The 19,187-nt window shown below is 46.4% G+C and carries 23 protein-coding genes; 18 read left to right on the forward strand and 5 right to left on the reverse strand.

Going from position 1 to position 19,187, the window contains the following annotated elements:
• Positions 1-10: 10 nt before the first annotated feature.
• The 8 genes from K8S19_03785 to hcp all read left to right on the forward strand — a co-directional run bounded on the left by K8S19_03785 (position 11) and on the right by hcp (position 7,793).
• Complete coding sequence (locus K8S19_03785) at positions 11-526, forward strand: ferritin (GenBank protein ID MCD4812794.1); 516 nt, start codon at positions 11-13, stop codon at positions 524-526.
• Between the two features lie 15 nt (positions 527-541).
• Positions 542-1,081, forward strand: coding sequence for a flavin reductase family protein (locus K8S19_03790; GenBank protein ID MCD4812795.1), 540 nt, complete (start codon positions 542-544; stop codon positions 1,079-1,081).
• A gap of 306 nt (positions 1,082-1,387) precedes the next feature.
• Positions 1,388-1,549 (forward strand): rubredoxin, encoded by a 162-nt coding sequence (locus K8S19_03795; GenBank protein ID MCD4812796.1) that lies wholly within the window; start codon positions 1,388-1,390, stop codon positions 1,547-1,549.
• Positions 1,550-1,844: 295 nt separating this feature from the next.
• Positions 1,845-2,798, forward strand: coding sequence for an L-lactate dehydrogenase (locus K8S19_03800; protein ID MCD4812797.1), 954 nt, complete (start codon positions 1,845-1,847; stop codon positions 2,796-2,798).
• A 13-nt stretch (positions 2,799-2,811) separates the two neighbouring features.
• Positions 2,812-4,548, forward strand: a complete 1,737-nt coding sequence (gene ptsP / locus K8S19_03805) for a phosphoenolpyruvate--protein phosphotransferase (GenBank protein ID MCD4812798.1) — start codon at positions 2,812-2,814, stop codon at positions 4,546-4,548.
• A 178-nt stretch (positions 4,549-4,726) separates the two neighbouring features.
• Positions 4,727-5,146: an Rrf2 family transcriptional regulator gene (locus K8S19_03810; GenBank protein ID MCD4812799.1), complete on the forward strand. Its 420-nt coding sequence runs from the start codon at positions 4,727-4,729 to the stop codon at positions 5,144-5,146.
• 118 nt (positions 5,147-5,264) lie between these two features.
• Entirely contained in the window at positions 5,265-6,116 is an 852-nt protein-coding gene (locus K8S19_03815) for a 4Fe-4S binding protein (protein MCD4812800.1), read from the forward strand.
• Between the two features lie 18 nt (positions 6,117-6,134).
• The gene (gene hcp, locus K8S19_03820; protein MCD4812801.1) at positions 6,135-7,793 is read left to right on the forward strand and encodes a hydroxylamine reductase; all 1,659 of its coding nucleotides are present in this window, start codon (positions 6,135-6,137) and stop codon (positions 7,791-7,793) included.
• Between the two features lie 219 nt (positions 7,794-8,012).
• On the opposite strand, the gene K8S19_03825 is transcribed toward hcp, so the two are convergent.
• Positions 8,013-8,702, reverse strand: coding sequence for a DUF3592 domain-containing protein (locus K8S19_03825; protein MCD4812802.1), 690 nt, complete (start codon positions 8,700-8,702; stop codon positions 8,013-8,015).
• Positions 8,703-9,161: 459 nt separating this feature from the next.
• Here K8S19_03825 and K8S19_03830 point away from each other — a divergent pair, with 459 nt between their 5' ends.
• Positions 9,162-9,713, forward strand: coding sequence for a nucleotidyltransferase domain-containing protein (locus K8S19_03830; GenBank protein ID MCD4812803.1), 552 nt, complete (start codon positions 9,162-9,164; stop codon positions 9,711-9,713).
• Between the two features lie 23 nt (positions 9,714-9,736).
• Here the strand turns inward: K8S19_03830 and K8S19_03835 are convergent, their stop codons facing one another.
• Both K8S19_03835 and K8S19_03840 read right to left on the reverse strand, forming a co-directional pair.
• On the reverse strand, positions 9,737-10,072 hold the full coding sequence (locus tag K8S19_03835) for a putative addiction module antidote protein (GenBank protein ID MCD4812804.1): 336 nt from the start codon (positions 10,070-10,072) through the stop codon (positions 9,737-9,739).
• Positions 10,065-10,379: a type II toxin-antitoxin system RelE/ParE family toxin gene (locus tag K8S19_03840; protein MCD4812805.1), complete on the reverse strand. Its 315-nt coding sequence runs from the start codon at positions 10,377-10,379 to the stop codon at positions 10,065-10,067. The genes K8S19_03835 and K8S19_03840 overlap by 8 nt, the downstream gene beginning before the upstream one ends.
• Positions 10,380-10,665: 286 nt before the next feature.
• On the opposite strand from K8S19_03840, the gene K8S19_03845 reads away from it, so the two are divergent.
• Positions 10,666-11,829 carry a hypothetical protein gene (locus K8S19_03845; protein ID MCD4812806.1) on the forward strand — a complete coding sequence of 388 codons (1,164 nt, stop codon included), beginning with the start codon at positions 10,666-10,668 and terminating at the stop codon, positions 11,827-11,829.
• 74 nt (positions 11,830-11,903) lie between these two features.
• On the opposite strand, the gene K8S19_03850 is transcribed toward K8S19_03845, so the two are convergent.
• Positions 11,904-12,110: a helix-turn-helix domain-containing protein gene (locus K8S19_03850; GenBank protein ID MCD4812807.1), complete on the reverse strand. Its 207-nt coding sequence runs from the start codon at positions 12,108-12,110 to the stop codon at positions 11,904-11,906.
• Positions 12,111-12,199: 89 nt separating this feature from the next.
• On the opposite strand from K8S19_03850, the gene K8S19_03855 reads away from it, so the two are divergent.
• From K8S19_03855 to K8S19_03885, 7 genes are all read left to right on the forward strand, one after another.
• The gene (locus K8S19_03855) at positions 12,200-12,658 is read left to right on the forward strand and encodes a response regulator (protein MCD4812808.1); all 459 of its coding nucleotides are present in this window, start codon (positions 12,200-12,202) and stop codon (positions 12,656-12,658) included.
• Positions 12,659-12,991: 333 nt separating this feature from the next.
• Positions 12,992-13,198 (forward strand): hypothetical protein, encoded by a 207-nt coding sequence (locus K8S19_03860; GenBank protein MCD4812809.1) that lies wholly within the window; start codon positions 12,992-12,994, stop codon positions 13,196-13,198.
• A 158-nt stretch (positions 13,199-13,356) separates the two neighbouring features.
• The gene (locus K8S19_03865) at positions 13,357-13,683 is read left to right on the forward strand and encodes a metalloregulator ArsR/SmtB family transcription factor (protein MCD4812810.1); all 327 of its coding nucleotides are present in this window, start codon (positions 13,357-13,359) and stop codon (positions 13,681-13,683) included.
• A gap of 2 nt (positions 13,684-13,685) precedes the next feature.
• Positions 13,686-14,006 (forward strand): thioredoxin, encoded by a 321-nt coding sequence (trxA, locus tag K8S19_03870; GenBank protein ID MCD4812811.1) that lies wholly within the window; start codon positions 13,686-13,688, stop codon positions 14,004-14,006.
• Positions 14,007-14,053: 47 nt separating this feature from the next.
• Positions 14,054-14,188, forward strand: coding sequence for a DUF6132 family protein (locus K8S19_03875; protein MCD4812812.1), 135 nt, complete (start codon positions 14,054-14,056; stop codon positions 14,186-14,188).
• A 35-nt stretch (positions 14,189-14,223) separates the two neighbouring features.
• Positions 14,224-14,790: a TlpA family protein disulfide reductase gene (locus K8S19_03880; protein MCD4812813.1), complete on the forward strand. Its 567-nt coding sequence runs from the start codon at positions 14,224-14,226 to the stop codon at positions 14,788-14,790.
• The gene (locus tag K8S19_03885; GenBank protein ID MCD4812814.1) at positions 14,783-15,208 is read left to right on the forward strand and encodes a CoA-binding protein; all 426 of its coding nucleotides are present in this window, start codon (positions 14,783-14,785) and stop codon (positions 15,206-15,208) included. Before K8S19_03880 ends, K8S19_03885 begins: the two co-directional genes overlap by 8 nt.
• A gap of 265 nt (positions 15,209-15,473) precedes the next feature.
• Here K8S19_03885 and K8S19_03890 read toward each other — a convergent pair whose 3' ends face one another.
• Positions 15,474-15,905, reverse strand: a complete 432-nt coding sequence (locus tag K8S19_03890) for an Hsp20/alpha crystallin family protein (GenBank protein ID MCD4812815.1) — start codon at positions 15,903-15,905, stop codon at positions 15,474-15,476.
• A 343-nt stretch (positions 15,906-16,248) separates the two neighbouring features.
• On the opposite strand from K8S19_03890, the gene K8S19_03895 reads away from it, so the two are divergent.
• On the forward strand, positions 16,249-19,134 hold the full coding sequence (locus K8S19_03895) for a T9SS type A sorting domain-containing protein (GenBank protein ID MCD4812816.1): 2,886 nt from the start codon (positions 16,249-16,251) through the stop codon (positions 19,132-19,134).
• The last annotated feature ends 53 nt before the right edge of the window (positions 19,135-19,187 follow it).

Genomic DNA, 19,187 nt, shown 5'->3' on the forward strand with positions numbered 1-19,187 from the left:
GGCAGGAGGCATGAATAAAAATTTGGAAAAAGCGCTTAATGATCAGATTAATGCCGAGTTTTACTCCGGTTATCTTTACCTGGCCATGTCCGCATATTTTGAGGAACAGAATATGACCGGGTTTGCCGGCTGGATGTATGTCCAGTATCAGGAAGAAATCACCCATGCGGTTAAGTTTTTCCGCTATGTTTTGGAGCGGGGCGGAAGTGTCACACTGGATACAATTGCCAAGCCGGCGACCGACTGGAAGAATGCGGAAGAAGTTTTTGCCGAAGTCGTGAAGCACGAACACTATGTAACCGGTTTAATCAATAAGTTGGTGGATCTGGCTATTGCGGAGAAGGACCATGCCACCAATAATATGCTGCAATGGTTTGTTGCCGAGCAGGTTGAAGAGGAGGCCAATGTCGCGCAGATTTTCGGCCAAATTAAGATGGTTCAGGAATCCAAACAGGGATTGTATATGTTAAATAAAGAGCTGGGCCTGCGCGTCTTTGTGGATGCGACAGCCAAACCCACGGCATAAGCCGCTCAAATGGGAATGAAACCGACGCCGCAAGAATTAATCAAACACGAGCAGGCATTGGGTCTGCTTAATTACGGCATGTATATCGTTTCGTCACACGCGCAGGATAAGAAGAATGGTCAGATTATCAATGTGGCCTCTCAGGTGACGGCCGAACCCATGCAGGTGGTTATTTGTCTGAATAAACAGAATTTGACCCATGATTATATTACGCAAAGCGGTGTTTTTGGTCTTTCAATTTTGGAGCAGTCGACACCGTTTAAAGTTATCGGAACTTGGGGATTTAAATCAGGTCGTGATGTGGATAAATTTAAGGAGGCCGGTCATCGCGAAGGCAAAACCGGTGTACCGCTTCTTATCGATCATACACTGGCAACCCTGGAGTGTGAGGTGGTTTCATGCTGTGATGCCAACACGCATAGCCTTTTCTTGGGGCGGGTGGTCGGCGGAGAAGTTTTACGTGAAGGGGTTGCCCTAACCTATGATTACTATCGTCACGTGATTAAAGGTAAGGCATCTAAAAACGCACCAACCTTCCGGACGCAGGGGCACTAATGTCGTGTCTCACGCTGTTTGTACTGCATAAAAGTCATTGCGAGGAGCGGCGTACTGAGCCGATCCCTGAACTTTTCGGGAATGGTTTCCGGTATGCCGGAGGACGAGTGCACAATCTTCCAGGAAGCGTTTTCAGCATTGCACAACGAAAAAGCCAGGGAATGAATAGTGGGGCTGCTTGGAATACAGTTGGCTGGTTGAGTGAAAATTTCTTGTGCAGTACTGAAAACGCTCCCTGGAGAATTTAGACAGTACGGTCATCATTGGTGATGGCAGGTTGTTTATTAAACCATATGAGGTGACAAGATGCAAAAATATGTATGCGAAGTTTGTGGGTATGTTTACGATCCTGAAAAAGGCGATCCGGATGGCAACATAGCACCTGGAACACCTTTCGATCAGATCCCGGATGAATGGGTCTGCCCGGAATGCGGTGTGGGGAAGGATTCTTTCTCGCCGGCAGAGTAAGCTGATTTAGCAGTCACTTTTGTAGCAGGGCGGGACATCCGTCCTGCTGCATCTTTTTCTCACACCCTGGAAACCAGCCGGTATGGGAGAAGGTGGTTGAAGCAACCAGGTTCATCAGACGTCAATCCACGATATAGTTCCCATCTTCATTATTATTCATAGTTAGCGGTGTCAAAAAAAAACAGAGAGAAAATAATTTATATCCAAAGGCAGTAAAATTTTATAAAATGGCCAAACTGTCGGGGCTGCGAAACGTCCCAAATTTTCAAAATCTTTTCCGGTCGGGGAGGGTGTTATGAATCAGAAAGTGGTTATTATTGGAGCCGGTTCAGTGGGTGCGACCTTTGCTTATGCATTGATGCAGAGCCATTTGGCCCGCGAGATTGTGCTGATTGATTTAAATAAAGAAAAAGCCCAGGGGGAGGTTATGGACCTTCAGCAGGGGATCGCTTTTACACGTCCGGTAAATATTCGGCTGGGCGATTACAGCGACTGCCAAGATGCTGCTGCAATTGTAGTAACGGCCGGGGCCAAACAAAATCCAGGCGAAGACCGTCTCGCGTTGGCAGGACGCAATGCCGGAATCTTAAATACGATGATTCCGGAAATTATCAAGGACGGGTTTGCCGGTGTTTTAATTATGACCTCGAATCCCGTGGATGTCTTGACCCAGATGGCTTGGGACATATCCGGACTACCCCGGGAGCGTGTCATCGGGTCGGGCACGGTATTGGATAGCTCCCGGTTGCGGGCCTTGCTCTCGGAGCATTGTCAGGTTGATGCTGCCAATATTCATGCCATGATTATCGGAGAACACGGTGATTCTGAGGTGGCCGCATGGAGCGCAGCGACCATTGGCGGTGTACCGATCCAGCAATACTGTGAGGCGTGTGGTAGATGTGCTCCGGTGGATAAATACCCGCAACTTTTAGAGCAGGTGAAAAATGCGGCGTATGATATTATTCAACGTAAAGGCGCGACCTATTATGCGATTGGATTGGCCTTGGTTCAGATCGTGGGTGCGGTCTTGCGGGATGAGCACCGCGTTTTGCCGGTCTCCTATGTCATGCCTGCATTTGAAGGCATTGAGGATGTGGCGCTTTCCCTGCCGGCTTTAGTGGGCCGTAAGGGCGTGGAAAAAATTTTGAAGTTACCGTTGGCAGAGGCAGAGCAGGCGGCATTGCGCAAGTCCGCGTTTATTATTAAACAGAGTTATGAAAATATTCGCAGCCGGATTGCGAAAGTTTAGGAGATTGTTATCTATGGAACAGCCGTTGATGGAATTAAAAGGTGTTGCCGCATCGTCGGGACTGGCGGTCGGTCGGGTTTGTTTTTGGAGTGATCCGGAGGGAATCCCCCGGTATCCAATCAGTCCGGATCAAGTCAAAGCGGAGCTCCAACGCTTTGACGAAGCATTGGAGCTCTCGCGGCACCAAATTGAGAAGATGCGGCAGCGGGTGGAGCAGGAATTAGGGCAGGAAGAGGCGGCTATTTTTTCATCGCACAACCTGCTGCTGAATGATCCCTCACTTTATGCCAAGGTGGAGAAACGGCTGATCAATTTAGGCGTTAATCTGGAATCCGCGCTTGAGGAGACTATTGAAGAAATGGCCCAAATCTTTCTTAAAATTTCCGATGCCTATCTGCGGGAGCGGGTCAATGATTATCGGGACATCGGCCGCCGGGTCATGGATAATTTACTTTCTTATCAGCGGCAGTGCACAGTGGAGGAAGGTGAGCTGGTGGTGATGGTGGCACGCGAGCTGATGCCTTCGGACACAGTCCATTTTCACCGGCAGCATGTTGGTGCTTTTGTAACTGAGTACGGCGGGGTTTCCTCGCATGCGGCAATTCTGGCACGCTCGTTTCATTTGCCGGCAGTGGTGAGTGTTCCCGGGGCGCTTAAGCAAATTCGGAGTGGGGCCCAGGTACTGGTTGACGGCAATCGCGGAGTGATTGTGCTGGAGCCGTCAATGGCGCAGATTGAAGCTGCCCGGGAGGATGCGGCCCGCCGCTCCCAGGCGGTTTTACAGGTCCGCGAAGCAAAGCCGGCTGAAACGCTTGATAAAATCCTGGTCCGATTTTCCGCTAATCTGACGCGCGAGGATGAGGCGGAGGCGGCTCTGCGGGTCGGTGCGATGGGGGTGGGTTTATTACGTACAGAGTTTCTTTTTATGGACCGCAGAGAATTTTTGAGTGAGGAAGAGCAATACCTGGCCTACCGTCACGTTGTGGAAAAGATGGCACCTCATACCGTGATTATCCGGACACTCGATTTAGGAGAGGACAAGCATTTTGATTTCAACAATCCGGTTGACGAGGAAAAGGCAAGCCGTATTTTAGGCTGGCGCTCGATCCGTCTCTCGCTGGCGCATGAGCGTATCTTTATGGCGCAGCTTAAAGCGATTATGCGGGCTGCGGTACACGGCAAAGCGAAAATTCTGCTGCCTATGGTCAACGGGGTTGAGGAAGTTCGCCTTGTGCGGGAGATTATCGCCCGGGCAGCTGCAGAAATGTCCCGACAGCAGATTTCCCATCAGCCGGATGTTTCTTTGGGGGTGATGGTTGAGACCCCGGCCTCGGCATTTGCACCTGAGATCCTCTTGCGGGAAATTGATTTCATTTCCATCGGGACCAATGATTTGATTCAGTACGTGATGGTGGCTGACCGGACCTCGGATAAAATGCAGAAGTATTATCGGGCCGCATCCCCAATTATAGTAAAACTTTTACAGGATATTGCCCAGGTGAGCGCCGCGTTGGACAAAGATGTAAGCATTTGCGGCGAACTGGCCGGTGATCCGCTTTATTTACCCCTGTTGTTGGGCATGGGATTTACCAATTTTTCCGTTGCGCCGGTTTTGCTGCCGGATTTGGTGGACTCGGTCGGACACCTCCGGCATTCGGAGTGTAAAGGGCTGGTGCAAAAAGCACTTGCGCTTTCCACAGCAGATGAGGTTGAGGATCTTTTGCACCAATTCCGGGAGACGGCATCTTGAGGGATTGATTTTTATCCTACCTCATTTTTATCCAAATAAAAAAAAACGGCAGCTGACAGGACAAATAGAAAACAGTGTGTTTTATCGTGCCACGATAATAATTTGGCGGAATAAAAAACAGCTTGACATTAATCAGGTATTTAGGTACGATAATACCTAAATAAACCAGGAGACAGATATGGCGGGTTTTTTCCATGTATCAGATGCAGCATCCTTGGCATTGCATGCCTTGGCATTATTGGCCAAGGACAAAGATCAGACAATTTCAGCCAAGGTGTTGGCACAGACCATGGGCGTATCGTTGACTCATCTGGCCAAAGTGATGCAGCGGCTGGAGCATGCCGGTTATGTTCAGAGCAAGCGGGGTCCGGCCGGCGGGTTTGTACTGAAAAAAAAAGCAGCCGTGATATCGCTTCGGGAAATCTACGAGACCATTGCCGGCAGTATTAAAACGACACGCTGTCCTTTGGGAATACCGCAGTGTAAAGCGGAATGTCCACTGAGACGGACGCTGTATCGGGCGGAGGCGGATATTGTGCGTGAACTGGCGCGAACCACCCTGGCGGATTTTGCCGGGACCCTTAAAATTAAAAGTTAAAGATCACGACTGCCGCAATTAATAAAATCGCCTATTGTCAAGCGTCCGGATCGGTTACATCATGGGCGGTTACTTAATTTGTACAAAAACGCTAAAAGACCACAAGAAAGGAATTTGCATGGGAAACCAACGTAAAATTATCAAAATTAATGAGGCACTCTGCAATGGATGCGGTCTATGTATTCCCAATTGCCCGGAAGGGGCCTTGCAGATTATAGACAACAAAGCCAGATTGGTCAGTGATTTGTTCTGTGACGGATTGGGTGCTTGTATCGGACATTGCCCGGAAGGCGCCATTACGATTGAGGAACGCGAGGCGGAGCCCTATGATGAAAAAAAAGTTATGAATAATATTGTGCCGCAAGGGGTCAACACGATCAAGGCGCATTTAAAACACTTAAAAGATCATGGTGCAGACGATTTATACAGTCAGGCAGTGGCGTATCTGAAGGAGAACAATATTCCGGTCCCGGAGGATACCCCGGCGGCAACAGAGGTACCCGGCGGCGGATGTCCGGGGTCGCGTGCCGTGGACCTCAAGCAAGCGGCACCCCAGCCCGATGTCAGCCAGGCCGGCCCGCGCGCAGTGTCGCAGCTTCAGAATTGGCCGGTCCAGCTCATGTTGGTGCCGCAGAGTGCACCCTACTTAAAGAATGCCGACCTGTTGATTGCCGCAGACTGTGTTGCGTTTGCCTATGCCGAGTTTCATCGGGATTTTATAAAGGATAAGGTTGTTATTATTGCCTGCCCCAAACTGGATGATGCCGCTTACTATACTGAGAAATTGACCTCACTATTCCAGGCCAATGAGATTAAGTCCGTCCAGGTGGCGCACATGCAGGTGCCTTGTTGTTCCGGGTTGGTTGAAATTATCAAGCGGGCGCGTACCGAATCCGGTAAAAATATTCCTATAAGCAGGGTCAATATAAGCTTGCAGGGCGACATACTCGAAGAAGTAGCGACAGTATAAAAAAGGAGGAAGAGAACGATGTATTGTAATCAATGCCAGGAAACATTAAAAAACACGGCCTGTACAATTCGCGGAGTTTGTGGAAAGGCAGGAGAAACATCCGATTTGCAGGATCTTTTAATCTACACACTCCAGGGCATGGCGCTGTATGCGGAAAGCACGGATCGGGAATTGGACAACCGCTACGGGGCATTTGCCTGCAAAGCATTGTTTGCCACCATCACCAATGCGAATTTCGATGATGCACGCATCAGCGCGCTCATCAGGGAAGCGCTCACACTGCGTCATGAACTCAAAGCACAGACAAAGCTGTCCGGCGCATTGCATGATGCGGCAGTATGGCAGGGAGCAAGTGATGCGGATTTTGCCGCGCAGTCTGCTCGGGTCGGTATTCAAGGGTATGATGCGGATGAGGATGCCCGCTCTTTGAAATTGTTGATGCTTTACGGACTCAAAGGGATCGCGGCGTATGCGGAGCATGCTGAAATATTGGGAAAACAAAATTTCGATATTTACCGGTTTGTGTTTAAAGCGCTGGCCGCTTTGACCAAGCCGCTTCCCGCCGACACCCTGACGGCCATGGTTTTAGAGACAGGCAGTATTGCGGTCACGACCATGGCGTTGCTCGATGAGGCGAATACATCTGCTTACGGACATCCGGAAATGACCGAGGTCAATATTGGTGTGCAGAACCGTCCGGGTATTTTAATTTCCGGACATGATCTCAAAGATATGGAAGCATTACTTCATCAGACCGAAGGGACCGGGGTGGATGTGTACACGCACAGCGAGATGCTGCCGGCAAATTACTATCCGAGGTTCAAAAAGTATCAGCATTTTGTAGGAAATTATGGTAATGCCTGGTGGAAGCAGGGAAGTGAATTTGAGTCATTCAACGGGCCGGTCATTATGACGACCAACTGCATTACGCCGGTTAGGGAAAGTTACCGTGACCGGATATTTACCACCGGGATGGCTGGTTTTCCAGGTGTGCGGCATATTGCTGAATCCAAGTCAGGAGAAGAGAAGGATTTCAGCGAGGTCATTGCTCTGGCAAAAACCTGCGTTTCACCCCAGGAAATAGAGACCGGCACTCTTATAGGCGGATTTGCCCATCAACAGGTTATGGCATTGTCCGACAAAATCGTGGCGGCAGTTAAGTCCGGCGCCATCAAGCGTTTTGTTGTTATGGCCGGATGTGACGGTCGTCAGCCGGGCCGAAATTATTTTACAGAGGTCGCTGAGGCATTGCCCCAGGAAGCTGTGATCCTGACAGCCGGGTGTGCCAAGTATCGCTATAATAAACTTAATTTGGGTGATATTGGAGGCATTCCGCGCGTATTGGATGCCGGTCAATGCAATGATTCTTATTCATTGGCAGTGATTGCACTGAAGTTAAAAGAGATCATGGGCGCGGCGGATATCAATGATCTGCCGATTTCTTTTGATATTGCCTGGTACGAGCAAAAAGCGGTTACCGTGCTTTTGGCTTTGCTCCATTTGGGATTCAAGGGAATCCGGTTGGGTCCGACATTGCCGGCCTTCCTTTCCCCCGGCGTGGTCAAGGTGCTGGTGGAGAATTTTAATATCAAACCGATCGGGGATGTGGCCAAGGATGTGGCCGATATGATGGGCATCAAGGATGGCGACACGGATAAAGAAACGGCCGGAGTCTAAGAATACAAAAAAATCGGTTTATTTTTGTAGCAGCCATGGGAGCGCCGGTGTCAGTCATTTAGCTGACACCGGCGCTCTTTAAATATTTGGGCCTGAAAAAGTCAAACCGGAACTCATTTCTTGATGAAGCCTGGTCAAACGATTGAGCAAGTACGCTGCCGGGCATTGCCCGGCGCACTCGCCCGGCGAATGCCGGGTGCCGGGTAAGCCAGTGACGTTCTATGACAAAGTCTCTAAATAGCGCTGGAACTTTCGGATAGCAGCCAGGCTGCCGACAACCATGAGTAAAACGCCAATGAGCGGCTGTAGAAAATTGCCTTTGCGTTTACCCGGTTCCAGTACAGCCTCGCCGGGATTGTCCGGGTTGTAATAGGCACGAAATTGTTTGTAGATGGGATACTTTGTAAGCAGCCGGGCGGCATCGCCGCGCTGTTGAGGGGCCAGCGCAATTTGACTGGAGGCATAATTGGTGTCGCCGACCGAGTAATTATATTCTATGATCGCAACTTGATAACTAATAATATTTTCATCCTTGCCCACTTTTTCTGTGGTGGTATAGCTTTCCGCATCTGAGCGGATAATGGTTGCCGGTGCTGTGGGCCAGTGGATGCTGGCCGGGGTTTTTTCAAAAGTACCCAGTCCGACCAGTAATAAACCGATTCCTGCCAGAACCAGACCGGCACCTCCGATAGCAGACCATGCCGGCCCAAAACGCGGACCCAGTCCAAAGCCGAGACCAAAGAGTCCCGCGCCGAGCAGTATCATGGCGATGAGTTTGGCATCTGAAAAAAGATATCCCAGACCCGCGAGAAGACTCCCGCAGCCAAGTATGAGAAGAGCGGAACTTAAAGCTGACAGAGATATTTTTGATGGTTGGGGTTCTTCCGGTAGAGCATGGTTTTCAGACATATTTTATCCCTCCAGGTTGTGTACACACAACAAGCTACATTTATTTATACGCGCAATATTATGAAAAGCAAGATGTAAATAGTGGTGCTAGCGGCCATTTTTTTACAGCCACCGGACTCCGGGTTTGAACAGCGGTAATTTCAAAAAACAAATAAAAAGTGATGAAGGAAATGAAAGAAGTGAAATATAGCAATGTATTATTATCCGTCAAAGTACCAGATAATACGGATGTTCTGTGTAAAAAGGGGTAAAGATACAAAGTGGACGGCACCAAAAGCGGAAAGCCAACCAGGCACAGAAAAAAATGATGAAAAAATGCACGGCGGTGGCGGACTGAAACGAATATTCCCAAAGATGGTTTATAAATATGCTGCGGGGAAAATGACCACCAACGTGCCAAGTGTGCATAAAAATAGCCCTAAAGGACAGTGTTATATAATATGTAAGGAGAAAGGTACTATGAATATGAAAAAATGTTTATTAGCAGGTCATGCGGGGAAAAAATGCCCGGATTGCAAGACGGGAGAGAAATGTCAGGCTTGTCAGGAAAAAGCAGCTCAAGCAGGCAAGGATAGGGTGACCTGTTCGGTGATGGGATCGACCATTGCCAAGGACAAAGTAGTTGCCACCCGTGAGTATAAGAGTAAGAATATTATTTATACTGCAAAGGCTGCATCAGTAAATTTGATAAAAATCCCGGGAAATACGCGAATTAATAAAATGATGTTATGTACAGGGTCGGACATCCGGCATTCGCCGGGTGTCCGACCCTACAGCATTTCGGGTATTGAAGCGCGGGTTTTTGGATCGCGCATACTTGGCACCCATCAGCGTTTTTCCGATATTGATATCGCCCTCAAGGGCAAAGAAAAAATTTCCCTACAAGTCCAGGCCGCATTGAAACAAGCCCTTTCAGAATCCGATCTGCCCATTCTGGTGGATATCGTAGACTGGCATGCCATCTCAGATGAATTCAAATCCATTATTGAAAAAAAATTCGAGATATTATAAATTAATCCTTGGATTGGTACACATTAAATAGGCTTGAAGCTGTGGGTAAATCCCAGTGCATGCAGCAGGGTATCCAGTGTTTTTAATGTGGGATTGCCATGTTCGGACAGTGCTTTATAAATGCTTTGCCGGGAGAGTCCGGCTTTTTTAGCTAAGTTTGCGACACCCACAGCCTCAGCCATTCTCCGTAGAGCCAGCAAGAGCAATTTTTCATTACCGTCTTTTTCATAGTTTTTTAGAGCAGCAGTCAAATAAGCATAGGCTTCTTCCGGATTTCTTTTGAAGTCATCTTTGATAATATCCGACCAGTGCGAATAACCTTTTAGCTTCTGTTTTTGTTTGCTCGTCAGTTTATTCATGAAACCATCTCCAATAATCTTTGGCTTTTTTTATATCCTTTTGCTGTGTTTTTTTATCACCGCCGTGCAATAGCAGCACAACAATGTTCCCAATCTGCCCAAAATAAATTCTTACTCCAAAATTGAATTTTAATTCAAAAACACCTTCGCCCAGCGCTTTGTAATCTCTTAAATTGCCCAATGCCACGCGATCCAAACGGGTACGGATTCGCGTCCGCACTGAAAGGTCTTTTAATGAGCGAAACCAAGTTAAAAAAGGCTCTTTTCCTGCCGGAGTTTTGAAGATTTTTATTTTTTTATGCTGCATCAACGCTCCCTTCTAAATGTAAACTATAATAGATATTATGTCAACTATAATAGACAAGATGTAGTGCGATCCGCCTGACTGAAATTGATCGACCGGTATTATTAGTTAGACTGAAAAATCAGGAGATTGTTGCACGGGTGGGGAAAAAATATTTAGTGTAGCGATATTCCCAATGCCGGCTCATAGGAAGTCAGCATATGAAAATCAATATAGACCAGTTAGACAGTAAATTATACAATTAAAAGTGATAGCGGATATTTTATTGATGCTAAAGGAGAGCATGGTAATGGAAACCATCGATTCAAAAATAATGAAAGAACTTATTTTATCAAAATACCAATATAAAGAAGCAGAAAAAAATATTCAGTCCAATAATTATTTAAAAATGGCATTTGGAATTAACTTATTACATGATTGTTTGGATATGTTTCAGATTGCAATTATAGATCATTTAAAACTTCGTTCCAAGAAAGATGATTCGTTAATTGGAAGATGTAAAAAAATCGAGGAGGAATTGAGTCAAAACAAAATAGAAATTGAATCATATAATTTTATAGCTGATTTAAATACAATAAGGAATAAATTTAAGCATTCCGGTATTTTTCCGGCAGAGATTGACTGTAATCACTACTTGGGGATGACCTACGAATATATTAACACGGCGTGTGAAAAAATATTCTATAAAAAATATTTGGAGATTTTTTTGAGTGGTATTTTGGCCGATGGCAAACCAAAAGAATATATTAAAATTGCCGAGAAAGATTTCGAGAAGGGGAATTATAAATCTTGTCTAATAAATTGCAGAAAATCAATTTACAAAATATTTGAATATCAATTTGATATTAGAAAAGAATCTTTTCTAAGTAAGGTGTTTGGTACCCCGGCGGATGAAATCCCGGCAGGTATTTCTGATTACTCTCAACTTACAAATCTTTCGCTGCACGAAATTGATTTAGAATTACTTAAGTACGGATTGAATACAAAATACTATTGGAATATTCACAGACTTACACCAAAGGTTGTTTATGCAAATGATAAAATCGGCTGGATAGTTAGAGAGGATTTTAGGGTGCTAAATGATCCGGATATAAGACAAAACTGTGAATATGTATTAAATGCGGCTATTGACATTATTGATGCAATTCAAAATAAAATACGATCAACAAAGGATACAAAAAACAGTATTTTAAAAATTAAGTTAAAAAAAGACAATGTGCCGATATACTACTCCGCTAATAAAAACACGGCTGAAATATGCAAGTCTAAAAGCAAAAATGTTATTGTCGATTTTAAAATTCAGGGGACTGACAAAAATAATTATTGGCATGTTATTGGAATATTTAAAATGGGGAAACATCAACCCGGATATATAAAAGGAAGCGATGTTGAGGCGTCGAGCGCTGAAATGATTGATGAACAAGAAGCGGGGAAATATTTTGAGAACCATTAGTAATGCGCGCAGAAAATATGTTTACCTAACCACAAACTGTGCAAGATATCAATATCAGCTTCAAACTTAGTCAATTATTCAAAAAAGTTTTTTATATCGATATCCAGCCCTTCGGCGATTCTTTCGAGACTCTCCAGGGTAATCCCTTTTTTACCAGCCATAAAGGCATATAGATAGCTCTTACTCATATCGATTTCAAAGGCAAGTTTTTCGGCTGAGATGCCGCGTTGGGTTAAAAGTTTGCGAATATTTTTGACCACTTTGGTTTGGGTTTTTGTCATAATATGTGTATAGTAGCTCATTTTTTTTGATCTCGAGGTGCTCCAAAGAGCACTTTTGAGAGTATCGACAAAATTGGAGGACTCTCTTTATGCCCAAGCTCCTGATTATCGAAGATCAACCTGCGCTCCGTGAAACACTGTGCATGGCATTAGAGCAGCCGGACGTGAAAATTCGCTGTGCCAAAGATGCGGAAGGGGGATTTTTGCATGCCCTGAAATGGCGGCCGGATGTGGTGATTACAGATTACGCATTGCCGGGGATGGATGGGATTGAATTGATAAAAAAAATTGTAATGAGAAAAGATAAGCCTCTCACCCCGACCCCTTGTGTCCGTAGTTCGGGGATCTCTCCAGGGGCGAGAGGGAGTGTTGGTCGGAGAAAGCCCCGCATCATTATGCTATCAGCGCGGATGGATGACGTATTGGAACAAAAGGCCTTGGAGCTCGGCGCAGACCGGTGCATGGGCAAGCCGTTTGATTTGTTGATACTTAGGATGTTGGTTGCGGAATTGATGAGGAAAAATCGGACAGTTGACAAGACAGGTTAGACGAAAATTTAATCGTTTCCCGTCAGATTTTATGATTGATTCTGCTGCAAAACCATCGGTTACTATCATTATGAGGAGCGATAGCGACGAAGTAATTTCTGTTTTATAAGGATAAAATCAGATTGCCGCGCGTCCTCCGGTCCCGACACCCGGCATTTGCCCCCGCATACGCAGGGCAAGCTGCCCGCAATGATTTTTTAGGGGGTTTTGCATCAGAGTTTATGATTCAACTTGATTTAAATGAATTCCCAGACTTGAAATGCCATTTTGGCGTTTCAAGTCTGGGACGGAACAAGAAAACTTCTCTTTGCCTTTTCTGAGAAGGGTGTTGCTATGCTTTCGACAGTTTTGCATAGCAAGCATGCCATAGCAGTCAATATTCAAATCATGCGGACATTTACCAAACTGCGTGAATTGATGAGTAGTTTGAACAAAGATTTGTTTCAGCGCATGAATCGGTACGTTGCGCAACTGGCCAAGCATGATAAGGAGATTTTTAGTGTTTTGGAGCGATTCAGTGCATTATGGATTTTTCGGTAACGTTAAAACGCAAATCAAAACCGATTGGATTTAAACCGCAGAAGTAGGGGCGGATCGGCTTTGTGACAGGATGTTTTGTTAAGTGGGAAACTACGATTAAAAAATTATATTAAATATTAGTTGACAATTATATAAATAAAATATAATATGTCCGAACCATGATAAATAAGATAAGTGATAAAAATAATTATTTGGAAATGTCGCAGATTCTCAGGTCAATTGGTCATCCGATTCGGTTACAGATGCTTATGGGGCTATGCGGCAGCGAATGCAATGTCAACAAGGTTTGGCGGCAATTAGGGATTAGTCAACCGCTGGCATCCCAGCATTTGATTAAAATGCGCAAAGCAGGATTGGTGGCGTCAACCCGTAAGGGCAAGCAGATCTGCTACAGCGTGACGGACGAACGTGTCCGGTCGATTCTGACATATATGTGCGATTTATTTGGTGTCACCGAACAAAAAAAAACAACAAAGGAGAAATGACGATGGCCATTCAGGTAAGCTCACAGGCATTTGCAGAGGAAGTAGAGAAGTCGGACAAACCGGTGGTTGCAGATTTTTATGCGGACTGGTGCGGTCCCTGCAAAATGATTACGCCGATCATGGAGGAAATTTTACAGGAACGCAGTGATTTGAAAATTGTAAAAATCAATGTTGATGAGGCACAGGATCTGGCGCAGCGTTTTGGCGTGATGAGTATTCCGACGATTTCATTGTTTAAAGACGGAAAAGTGATTGCCAACTGGGTTGGATTGCGTCCCAAACCGGTATTGCTAAAAGAAATTGATGAAGCACTGGCAAAATAATCAAGGGAGTCGAAACAGTGCATATCGTTTTTAAAATTATTCTCGGTATGGTTGTTGGAGCCGGCATTGGCTACGGGCTGCACCGTCTGATCGGATGTTCAAGCGGCGCTTGCCCAATATGGAGTTCCCCGGTTTATGCCATGCTTTATGGTGCAGGTTTGGGTGCGCTGATCGCCGGCTGAAGTGCAAGTATGGGACGCAGTAAAAAGGAGAGATTATGATGAGAAAAATATCAGCAGGAATTGGAATTATTTTAGCGACCGTATTGATTGCCGGTTGTCAAGGCGCGGCGGAAAATGCCAAGGCCGGTGGGAAAATAGGTGCGTCGGCAAAAGACTCGGTCGTGATGACGACCGATAAGACGGTTTTTCCTGATTTTTCAGTTAAAAATTTTGCGGGCAATGACATAGCACTTAAAGATTATCGCGGTAAAATTGTGATTCTTGATTTATTTGCCACCTGGTGCCCGCCCTGTCGCAAGGAGATTCCTCATTTTATAGAGTTGCAAAATGAGTACAAAGATGATCTGGCGGTCATCGGGCTATCGTATGATCAAGCCCCGTTAAAAAAGGTACAGGCATTTGCAGACGAGATGAAAATTAATTATGATCTTTTTTGGGGGAGTCAGGAAATTGCCGCTTATGTCGGTCTGCGTGGGATTCCCCATACCCTGGTGATTGATCAGACTGGGAAGATCATTCAATCCTATGTCGGGTACCGGGATAAAAGTGTTTTTGAGAATGATATCAAATCATTGCTGGCTGAAAAAACCGGCAATGAGTAATCTACAATGCAGCCTGCCAACGCCTGCACCGGAAGCGGCGCGGGCGTTGGCGGGCATCCAGACGATTGCCATTGTCGGGCTTTCACCCAAACCCACACGACCTTCGCATCAAATTGGTGTCTACTTAAAAGCCAAGGGATATACGATTATCCCGATCCGTCCGGCAATTCAGAAATTGCTGGAGGAACCGGTCTATCCTTCTTTAGCAGCGTATGGCAAGCCGGTTGATGTGGTGAATATTTTTCGGCGTGCGGAGGCGGTCCCGGAGCTGGTGGATGAGGCCATCCGGATTGGGTGCAAGGTGATTTGGATGCAAGAAGGTATCTGCCATGAACACGCTGCGGAAAAAGCCAGACAAGCTGGTATCGCGGTAGTCCAGAATAAGTGCATCATGAAAGTCATGGAAAGCCTGGCCTAAAAAAGCATCCTCACGCCAAGGCGCTAAGCTGCAAAGAACTTCAAAAATAATAAATCAATCTTTTAGGGTTTAATGCCTTTAACCTATTTTCATGCTATGTAATCCGTGGACAGAGATTTTGTATTTTTTTGTGCCCTTTGCGCCTTAGCGTGATAGGGCTTTATGAATTTTTTGTGATCATTCGTGGAAAGCGATTTGTCCGGAAAGAATTCATCTGTGCTTGACAAAGGGGGACGCTGGGAGGAAACGTCCCCCTTTGTTCCAATTATTGAATTTTGATATTCTTTGGTTGTGCCTGTTCAGCCTTGGGAATGGTGATGCTCAGGATTCCGTTGTTAAAAGCAGCTTGGATTCCTGTTGGGTCAGCTGTTTTGGGCAGGGTGAAGCTGCGGGCAAAGCTGCCGAATTGCCTTTCGCAGATATCATATTTCTCCTGCTCAGCCGGTTTTTCAGATTTTTTTTCACCCTGAATAGTTAATACATCTCCTTTCAGGTTAATCGTGACATCCTCTTTGTTCACACCGGGAAGCTCAAGCGCCACGTCAAAAGCATTTTTCTTCTCAACGATTTGGGTTGACGGCTGCCAATCGGATTTGTTTTCGTGGTTAAAACTACCGGTGTAGTCACCCAAGAAGTGGTTAAGCTCCTTTTCCAAATTATTTAATGTTCTGTACGGATTCCATTTGACGAGTGTCATAGTACTCATCTCCTTTCGAGTGTTTTTTAAATTCACCTTTATATAAAGCAGGTATCGTGCCGGTTTTGTCGACACGGACAGACAAAGGAAAAAGCTTGGATTTAAGGGAAAGTTGAAATATGTGAGACAGAGATAAGCACGCAAACTGTTTCAGGGGATTGCAAAATGAGGCACTCGGCTGACTTGAAATAAAACACAGTCAATGGGGGCCGGCATTCATCTGTTACGCTGGAGATGGGTTTCCAGGAAAATATTTTTCAAAAGAAGCACTTTTCTAAACAAAAAAATCAGGAATCAGGTAGTATTTTAAAGTAATAATTTATTTAGTTATTAGGAGGAAAGTATGCGACGTTATTTGAAACAAATTATTTTGGTAATTGCTATGGTTGTTGCTTTTTGTACGACAGTAACTGCCGGTTGGTGGGAAGAAGCAACCCTGACCACCCGGGCCGAAGGGACCACTCAAGAAAACATCAATGATTCTTTGGCCACAGCATCAGAGGATGTGTTGCTGGATACAGTGCCTAATTCAGGCACAGGTACGATTGCGATGGATACGGATGATGATTGGTATAAGCTGAGCGGTTATTCGTCCGGCACTGATCAATTTTTGAAAATTAGTACAGACAATACCCGCGTGAATTTGAGTTTGCGAAATGCCGGATACAGCTATTTGGCGCAAGGAAATGAATCGGCGCCGCTTTATTTTATGCTTACGGATACGCCGACTGATTATTATTTGGAAGTCAACCGGGGCGGTGACAGCACCTACCGTATTGTCATGGAGCTGGTTGATTCAGCGACAATCAGCGGGCAGGTCCGGTTGCTCGGACTTGCCGGATCGACTTCCAACTCGCTGACCGTGTATGCATATAGTGCGAATCGTAAGATTGTATCCAGCACAAATGTGACTGATCCTAATGGCAATTATACACTCCTTGTGCCGGCAAATACTACAGTGGGCGGACTGGGCGCTGAGCGCAATGAATATCATTATTTTGGTATCCTGCCTTATCCGGAAGATTGGTTTTACGGCGAGACCCTGCACATTCTGCAGGTGCTGATTCAACTTTCCGGCGGCGGGAGCGTTAGCGGGATTGATTTTAATGTTTATCCGGAAGCGCAAGTCACAGGGACCATCACCAGCGGGGTCAATGTAACCATCCAGTTGACGGAAATCTATACAGACGACAATGTTGCCTATGAGAGTAATACGCAAAATGCCTTTATTTTCCATAATGTTCTTCCCGGAACGTATGATTTAATTGTCAAACCCCAGGCCGGTTCGGGATATGCTCCGCTTCGGTTGACCAATGTACGGCCGGTAGACGGTCAGACGCTGATTGCCAATATTAATCTCACATCCGGCTATACGGTTTCGGGCAACATCACACCATCGGTTCCTTATGACATGGAGTTGCGTCTGGAATGGCATGGAAACGGCCAACTGGGAGGAGATGGTGCCTACGATGACTACTTTCGCCGGACCATTACGCCGCTTGACACTAATTATTCATTTACCAATGTACCCAATGATAATTACGAACTGGTGCTGGGAAATGACGGACCCTCATCCTATCCCGTTGTACCGGCAACGGTCAATAACGGCAATGTGACCAATGCGCATTTTACCACTAATTTTAATGGAGCGATCAGCGGAATTTTGACCGATAATACCGGATTGTTTCCCGATCTTACCCAATTGATGGTGGTCGGTGTGGCCCGGGGACAGACTGCGGTGGGCTATACATCTATGTATTACGCGCCGGTGCTTAATGCCGGGGGTGCTTTTGCAATTAATGTTCCTGACACCGCCCTTTATTATGATCTGTTTGCCGCCGACTTCAGCAGCGATGCAGCTATTCTGGCACACAGCTATGATTGCATGACCGGCACGGCGGGTGTTTCCCTTGTTATTGAGACCAATGGTAATTCCATCTCCGGCAGGTTTGCCCATAGCAGCGGCAAGGCGCTTAATGCTTTTCTGGATGATAGTCCAGTGATTACATTCACACGCCAGGTAAATAGTTATGCACGCTTAGCTGATCTTGAGATGGATGCCGTAGATGTTTATTCCAGCGGACCCTTTCTGGACGGCATTCCCAACACACCCTATGCCATTTCAGTTAATGGTTATACAGAGTTTATGCTGGACAACAGCCAGTCTTTGCTTATGACCGGCAGTAATCAGACGGTGGATATTTCATTTAGTACAGATTTTTCAGCAGACCGGAGCAGTCCGGCAATCTTTAATCTTGAGCCGGTTTCCCGGAGCGTGACCACCAGCGCCCGGCCGGTTATTAACGCTTTGTTGTGGGACAATTTTTTAGGTGCCGGTGTGGATACAGGCAGTCTGAGTGTTTCGCTCAACGGTTCGCCGGTCACGGCATCGACTGTTCCAATGTTGGAAGGACAATATGCTGTTAGCTTCCAACCTGCGAGCGATCTTTTGCCGGGGGATAATCCACATGAGGTTTTGATAACATTGGGGGACCGCTCGACAAATCCACAAGGCGTACCGACGGCTGTGGTTACCTGGTCATTTGATATTGCCACTTATACAGCCACAGTTTCGCCGACGGTTACTCCGACAGAGACCCCGACCACGACACAGACGCCGGTCTATTCACCCACAGCATCGCCGACCGTCAGTCTGACTCCGACAATCACGCTGACCTCAACAATATCAGCAACAGCCACCCCGACCGCGAGTGTGACACCGACAATGACCCAGTCCGCGACCTATACGGCCACGCCGACGGCAACGGTGACCCGAACCGCCAGCCTGACAGCCACAGCATCGCCGACCGCAACCCAGACATTGACAGCGACATTGACCGCAACAATTACACCGAGTTCGACCATTACACCGACCGCCACGATATCGCCTACGAATACACCCACGCCGACCATGACTCCGAGCATGACTGCCAGCGCAACCAATGCCTTGTCCGGTGTTGCTTTGGAGGCGAATGATGTGCTGCCGTATCCCAATCCGGGAAGAAATCAGATCCGATTTCTCATGCATTTTACGGAGCCGTCTGATGTCCGCATTGAGCTGTATAATACAAACGGTGAACAGGTGGCTGATATTAATCAATCTTTTAACGCAGGACGCGGCCAGTATATCCTGTGGGATTGCCGGGAGGTGGCTGCCGGAATTTATTTTGCCAGGGTTTTGGTTAACGGCAGTGAACGCAAGGTTAAGAAAATCGCGATTGTGAAATAGTGACTAATGTCACCCAGGGTCCTGGGGTAAAATAAGCATCCAGGGGGTGACGT

The sequence above is a fragment of the bacterium genome (genome assembly GCA_021108215.1).
In the GTDB taxonomy this organism is placed as follows: domain Bacteria; phylum Oederibacteriota; class JAAXVQ01; order JAAXVQ01; family JAUVAV01; genus JAIORK01.

Excerpts from the sequence above, each read along its gene's own strand:
- K8S19_03785 (MCD4812794.1), top strand. The coding sequence starts at position 11 with ATGAATAAAAATTTGGAAAAAGCGCTTAATGATCAGATTAATGCCGAG.
- K8S19_03790 (MCD4812795.1), top strand. The coding sequence starts at position 542 with ATGAAACCGACGCCGCAAGAATTAATCAAACACGAGCAGGCATTGGGT.
- K8S19_03795 (MCD4812796.1), top strand. The coding sequence starts at position 1,388 with ATGCAAAAATATGTATGCGAAGTTTGTGGGTATGTTTACGATCCTGAA.
- K8S19_03800 (MCD4812797.1), top strand. The coding sequence starts at position 1,845 with ATGAATCAGAAAGTGGTTATTATTGGAGCCGGTTCAGTGGGTGCGACC.
- ptsP (MCD4812798.1), top strand. The coding sequence starts at position 2,812 with ATGGAACAGCCGTTGATGGAATTAAAAGGTGTTGCCGCATCGTCGGGA.
- K8S19_03810 (MCD4812799.1), top strand. The coding sequence starts at position 4,727 with ATGGCGGGTTTTTTCCATGTATCAGATGCAGCATCCTTGGCATTGCAT.
- K8S19_03815 (MCD4812800.1), top strand. The coding sequence starts at position 5,265 with ATGGGAAACCAACGTAAAATTATCAAAATTAATGAGGCACTCTGCAAT.
- hcp (MCD4812801.1), top strand. The coding sequence starts at position 6,135 with ATGTATTGTAATCAATGCCAGGAAACATTAAAAAACACGGCCTGTACA.
- K8S19_03825 (MCD4812802.1), bottom strand. The coding sequence starts at position 8,702 with ATGTCTGAAAACCATGCTCTACCGGAAGAACCCCAACCATCAAAAATA.
- K8S19_03830 (MCD4812803.1), top strand. The coding sequence starts at position 9,162 with ATGAATATGAAAAAATGTTTATTAGCAGGTCATGCGGGGAAAAAATGC.
- K8S19_03835 (MCD4812804.1), bottom strand. The coding sequence starts at position 10,072 with ATGAATAAACTGACGAGCAAACAAAAACAGAAGCTAAAAGGTTATTCG.
- K8S19_03840 (MCD4812805.1), bottom strand. The coding sequence starts at position 10,379 with ATGCAGCATAAAAAAATAAAAATCTTCAAAACTCCGGCAGGAAAAGAG.
- K8S19_03845 (MCD4812806.1), top strand. The coding sequence starts at position 10,666 with ATGGAAACCATCGATTCAAAAATAATGAAAGAACTTATTTTATCAAAA.
- K8S19_03850 (MCD4812807.1), bottom strand. The coding sequence starts at position 12,110 with ATGACAAAAACCCAAACCAAAGTGGTCAAAAATATTCGCAAACTTTTA.
- K8S19_03855 (MCD4812808.1), top strand. The coding sequence starts at position 12,200 with ATGCCCAAGCTCCTGATTATCGAAGATCAACCTGCGCTCCGTGAAACA.
- K8S19_03860 (MCD4812809.1), top strand. The coding sequence starts at position 12,992 with ATGCTTTCGACAGTTTTGCATAGCAAGCATGCCATAGCAGTCAATATT.
- K8S19_03865 (MCD4812810.1), top strand. The coding sequence starts at position 13,357 with ATGATAAATAAGATAAGTGATAAAAATAATTATTTGGAAATGTCGCAG.
- trxA (MCD4812811.1), top strand. The coding sequence starts at position 13,686 with ATGGCCATTCAGGTAAGCTCACAGGCATTTGCAGAGGAAGTAGAGAAG.
- K8S19_03875 (MCD4812812.1), top strand. The coding sequence starts at position 14,054 with ATGGTTGTTGGAGCCGGCATTGGCTACGGGCTGCACCGTCTGATCGGA.
- K8S19_03880 (MCD4812813.1), top strand. The coding sequence starts at position 14,224 with ATGATGAGAAAAATATCAGCAGGAATTGGAATTATTTTAGCGACCGTA.
- K8S19_03885 (MCD4812814.1), top strand. The coding sequence starts at position 14,783 with ATGAGTAATCTACAATGCAGCCTGCCAACGCCTGCACCGGAAGCGGCG.
- K8S19_03890 (MCD4812815.1), bottom strand. The coding sequence starts at position 15,905 with ATGACACTCGTCAAATGGAATCCGTACAGAACATTAAATAATTTGGAA.
- K8S19_03895 (MCD4812816.1), top strand. The coding sequence starts at position 16,249 with ATGCGACGTTATTTGAAACAAATTATTTTGGTAATTGCTATGGTTGTT.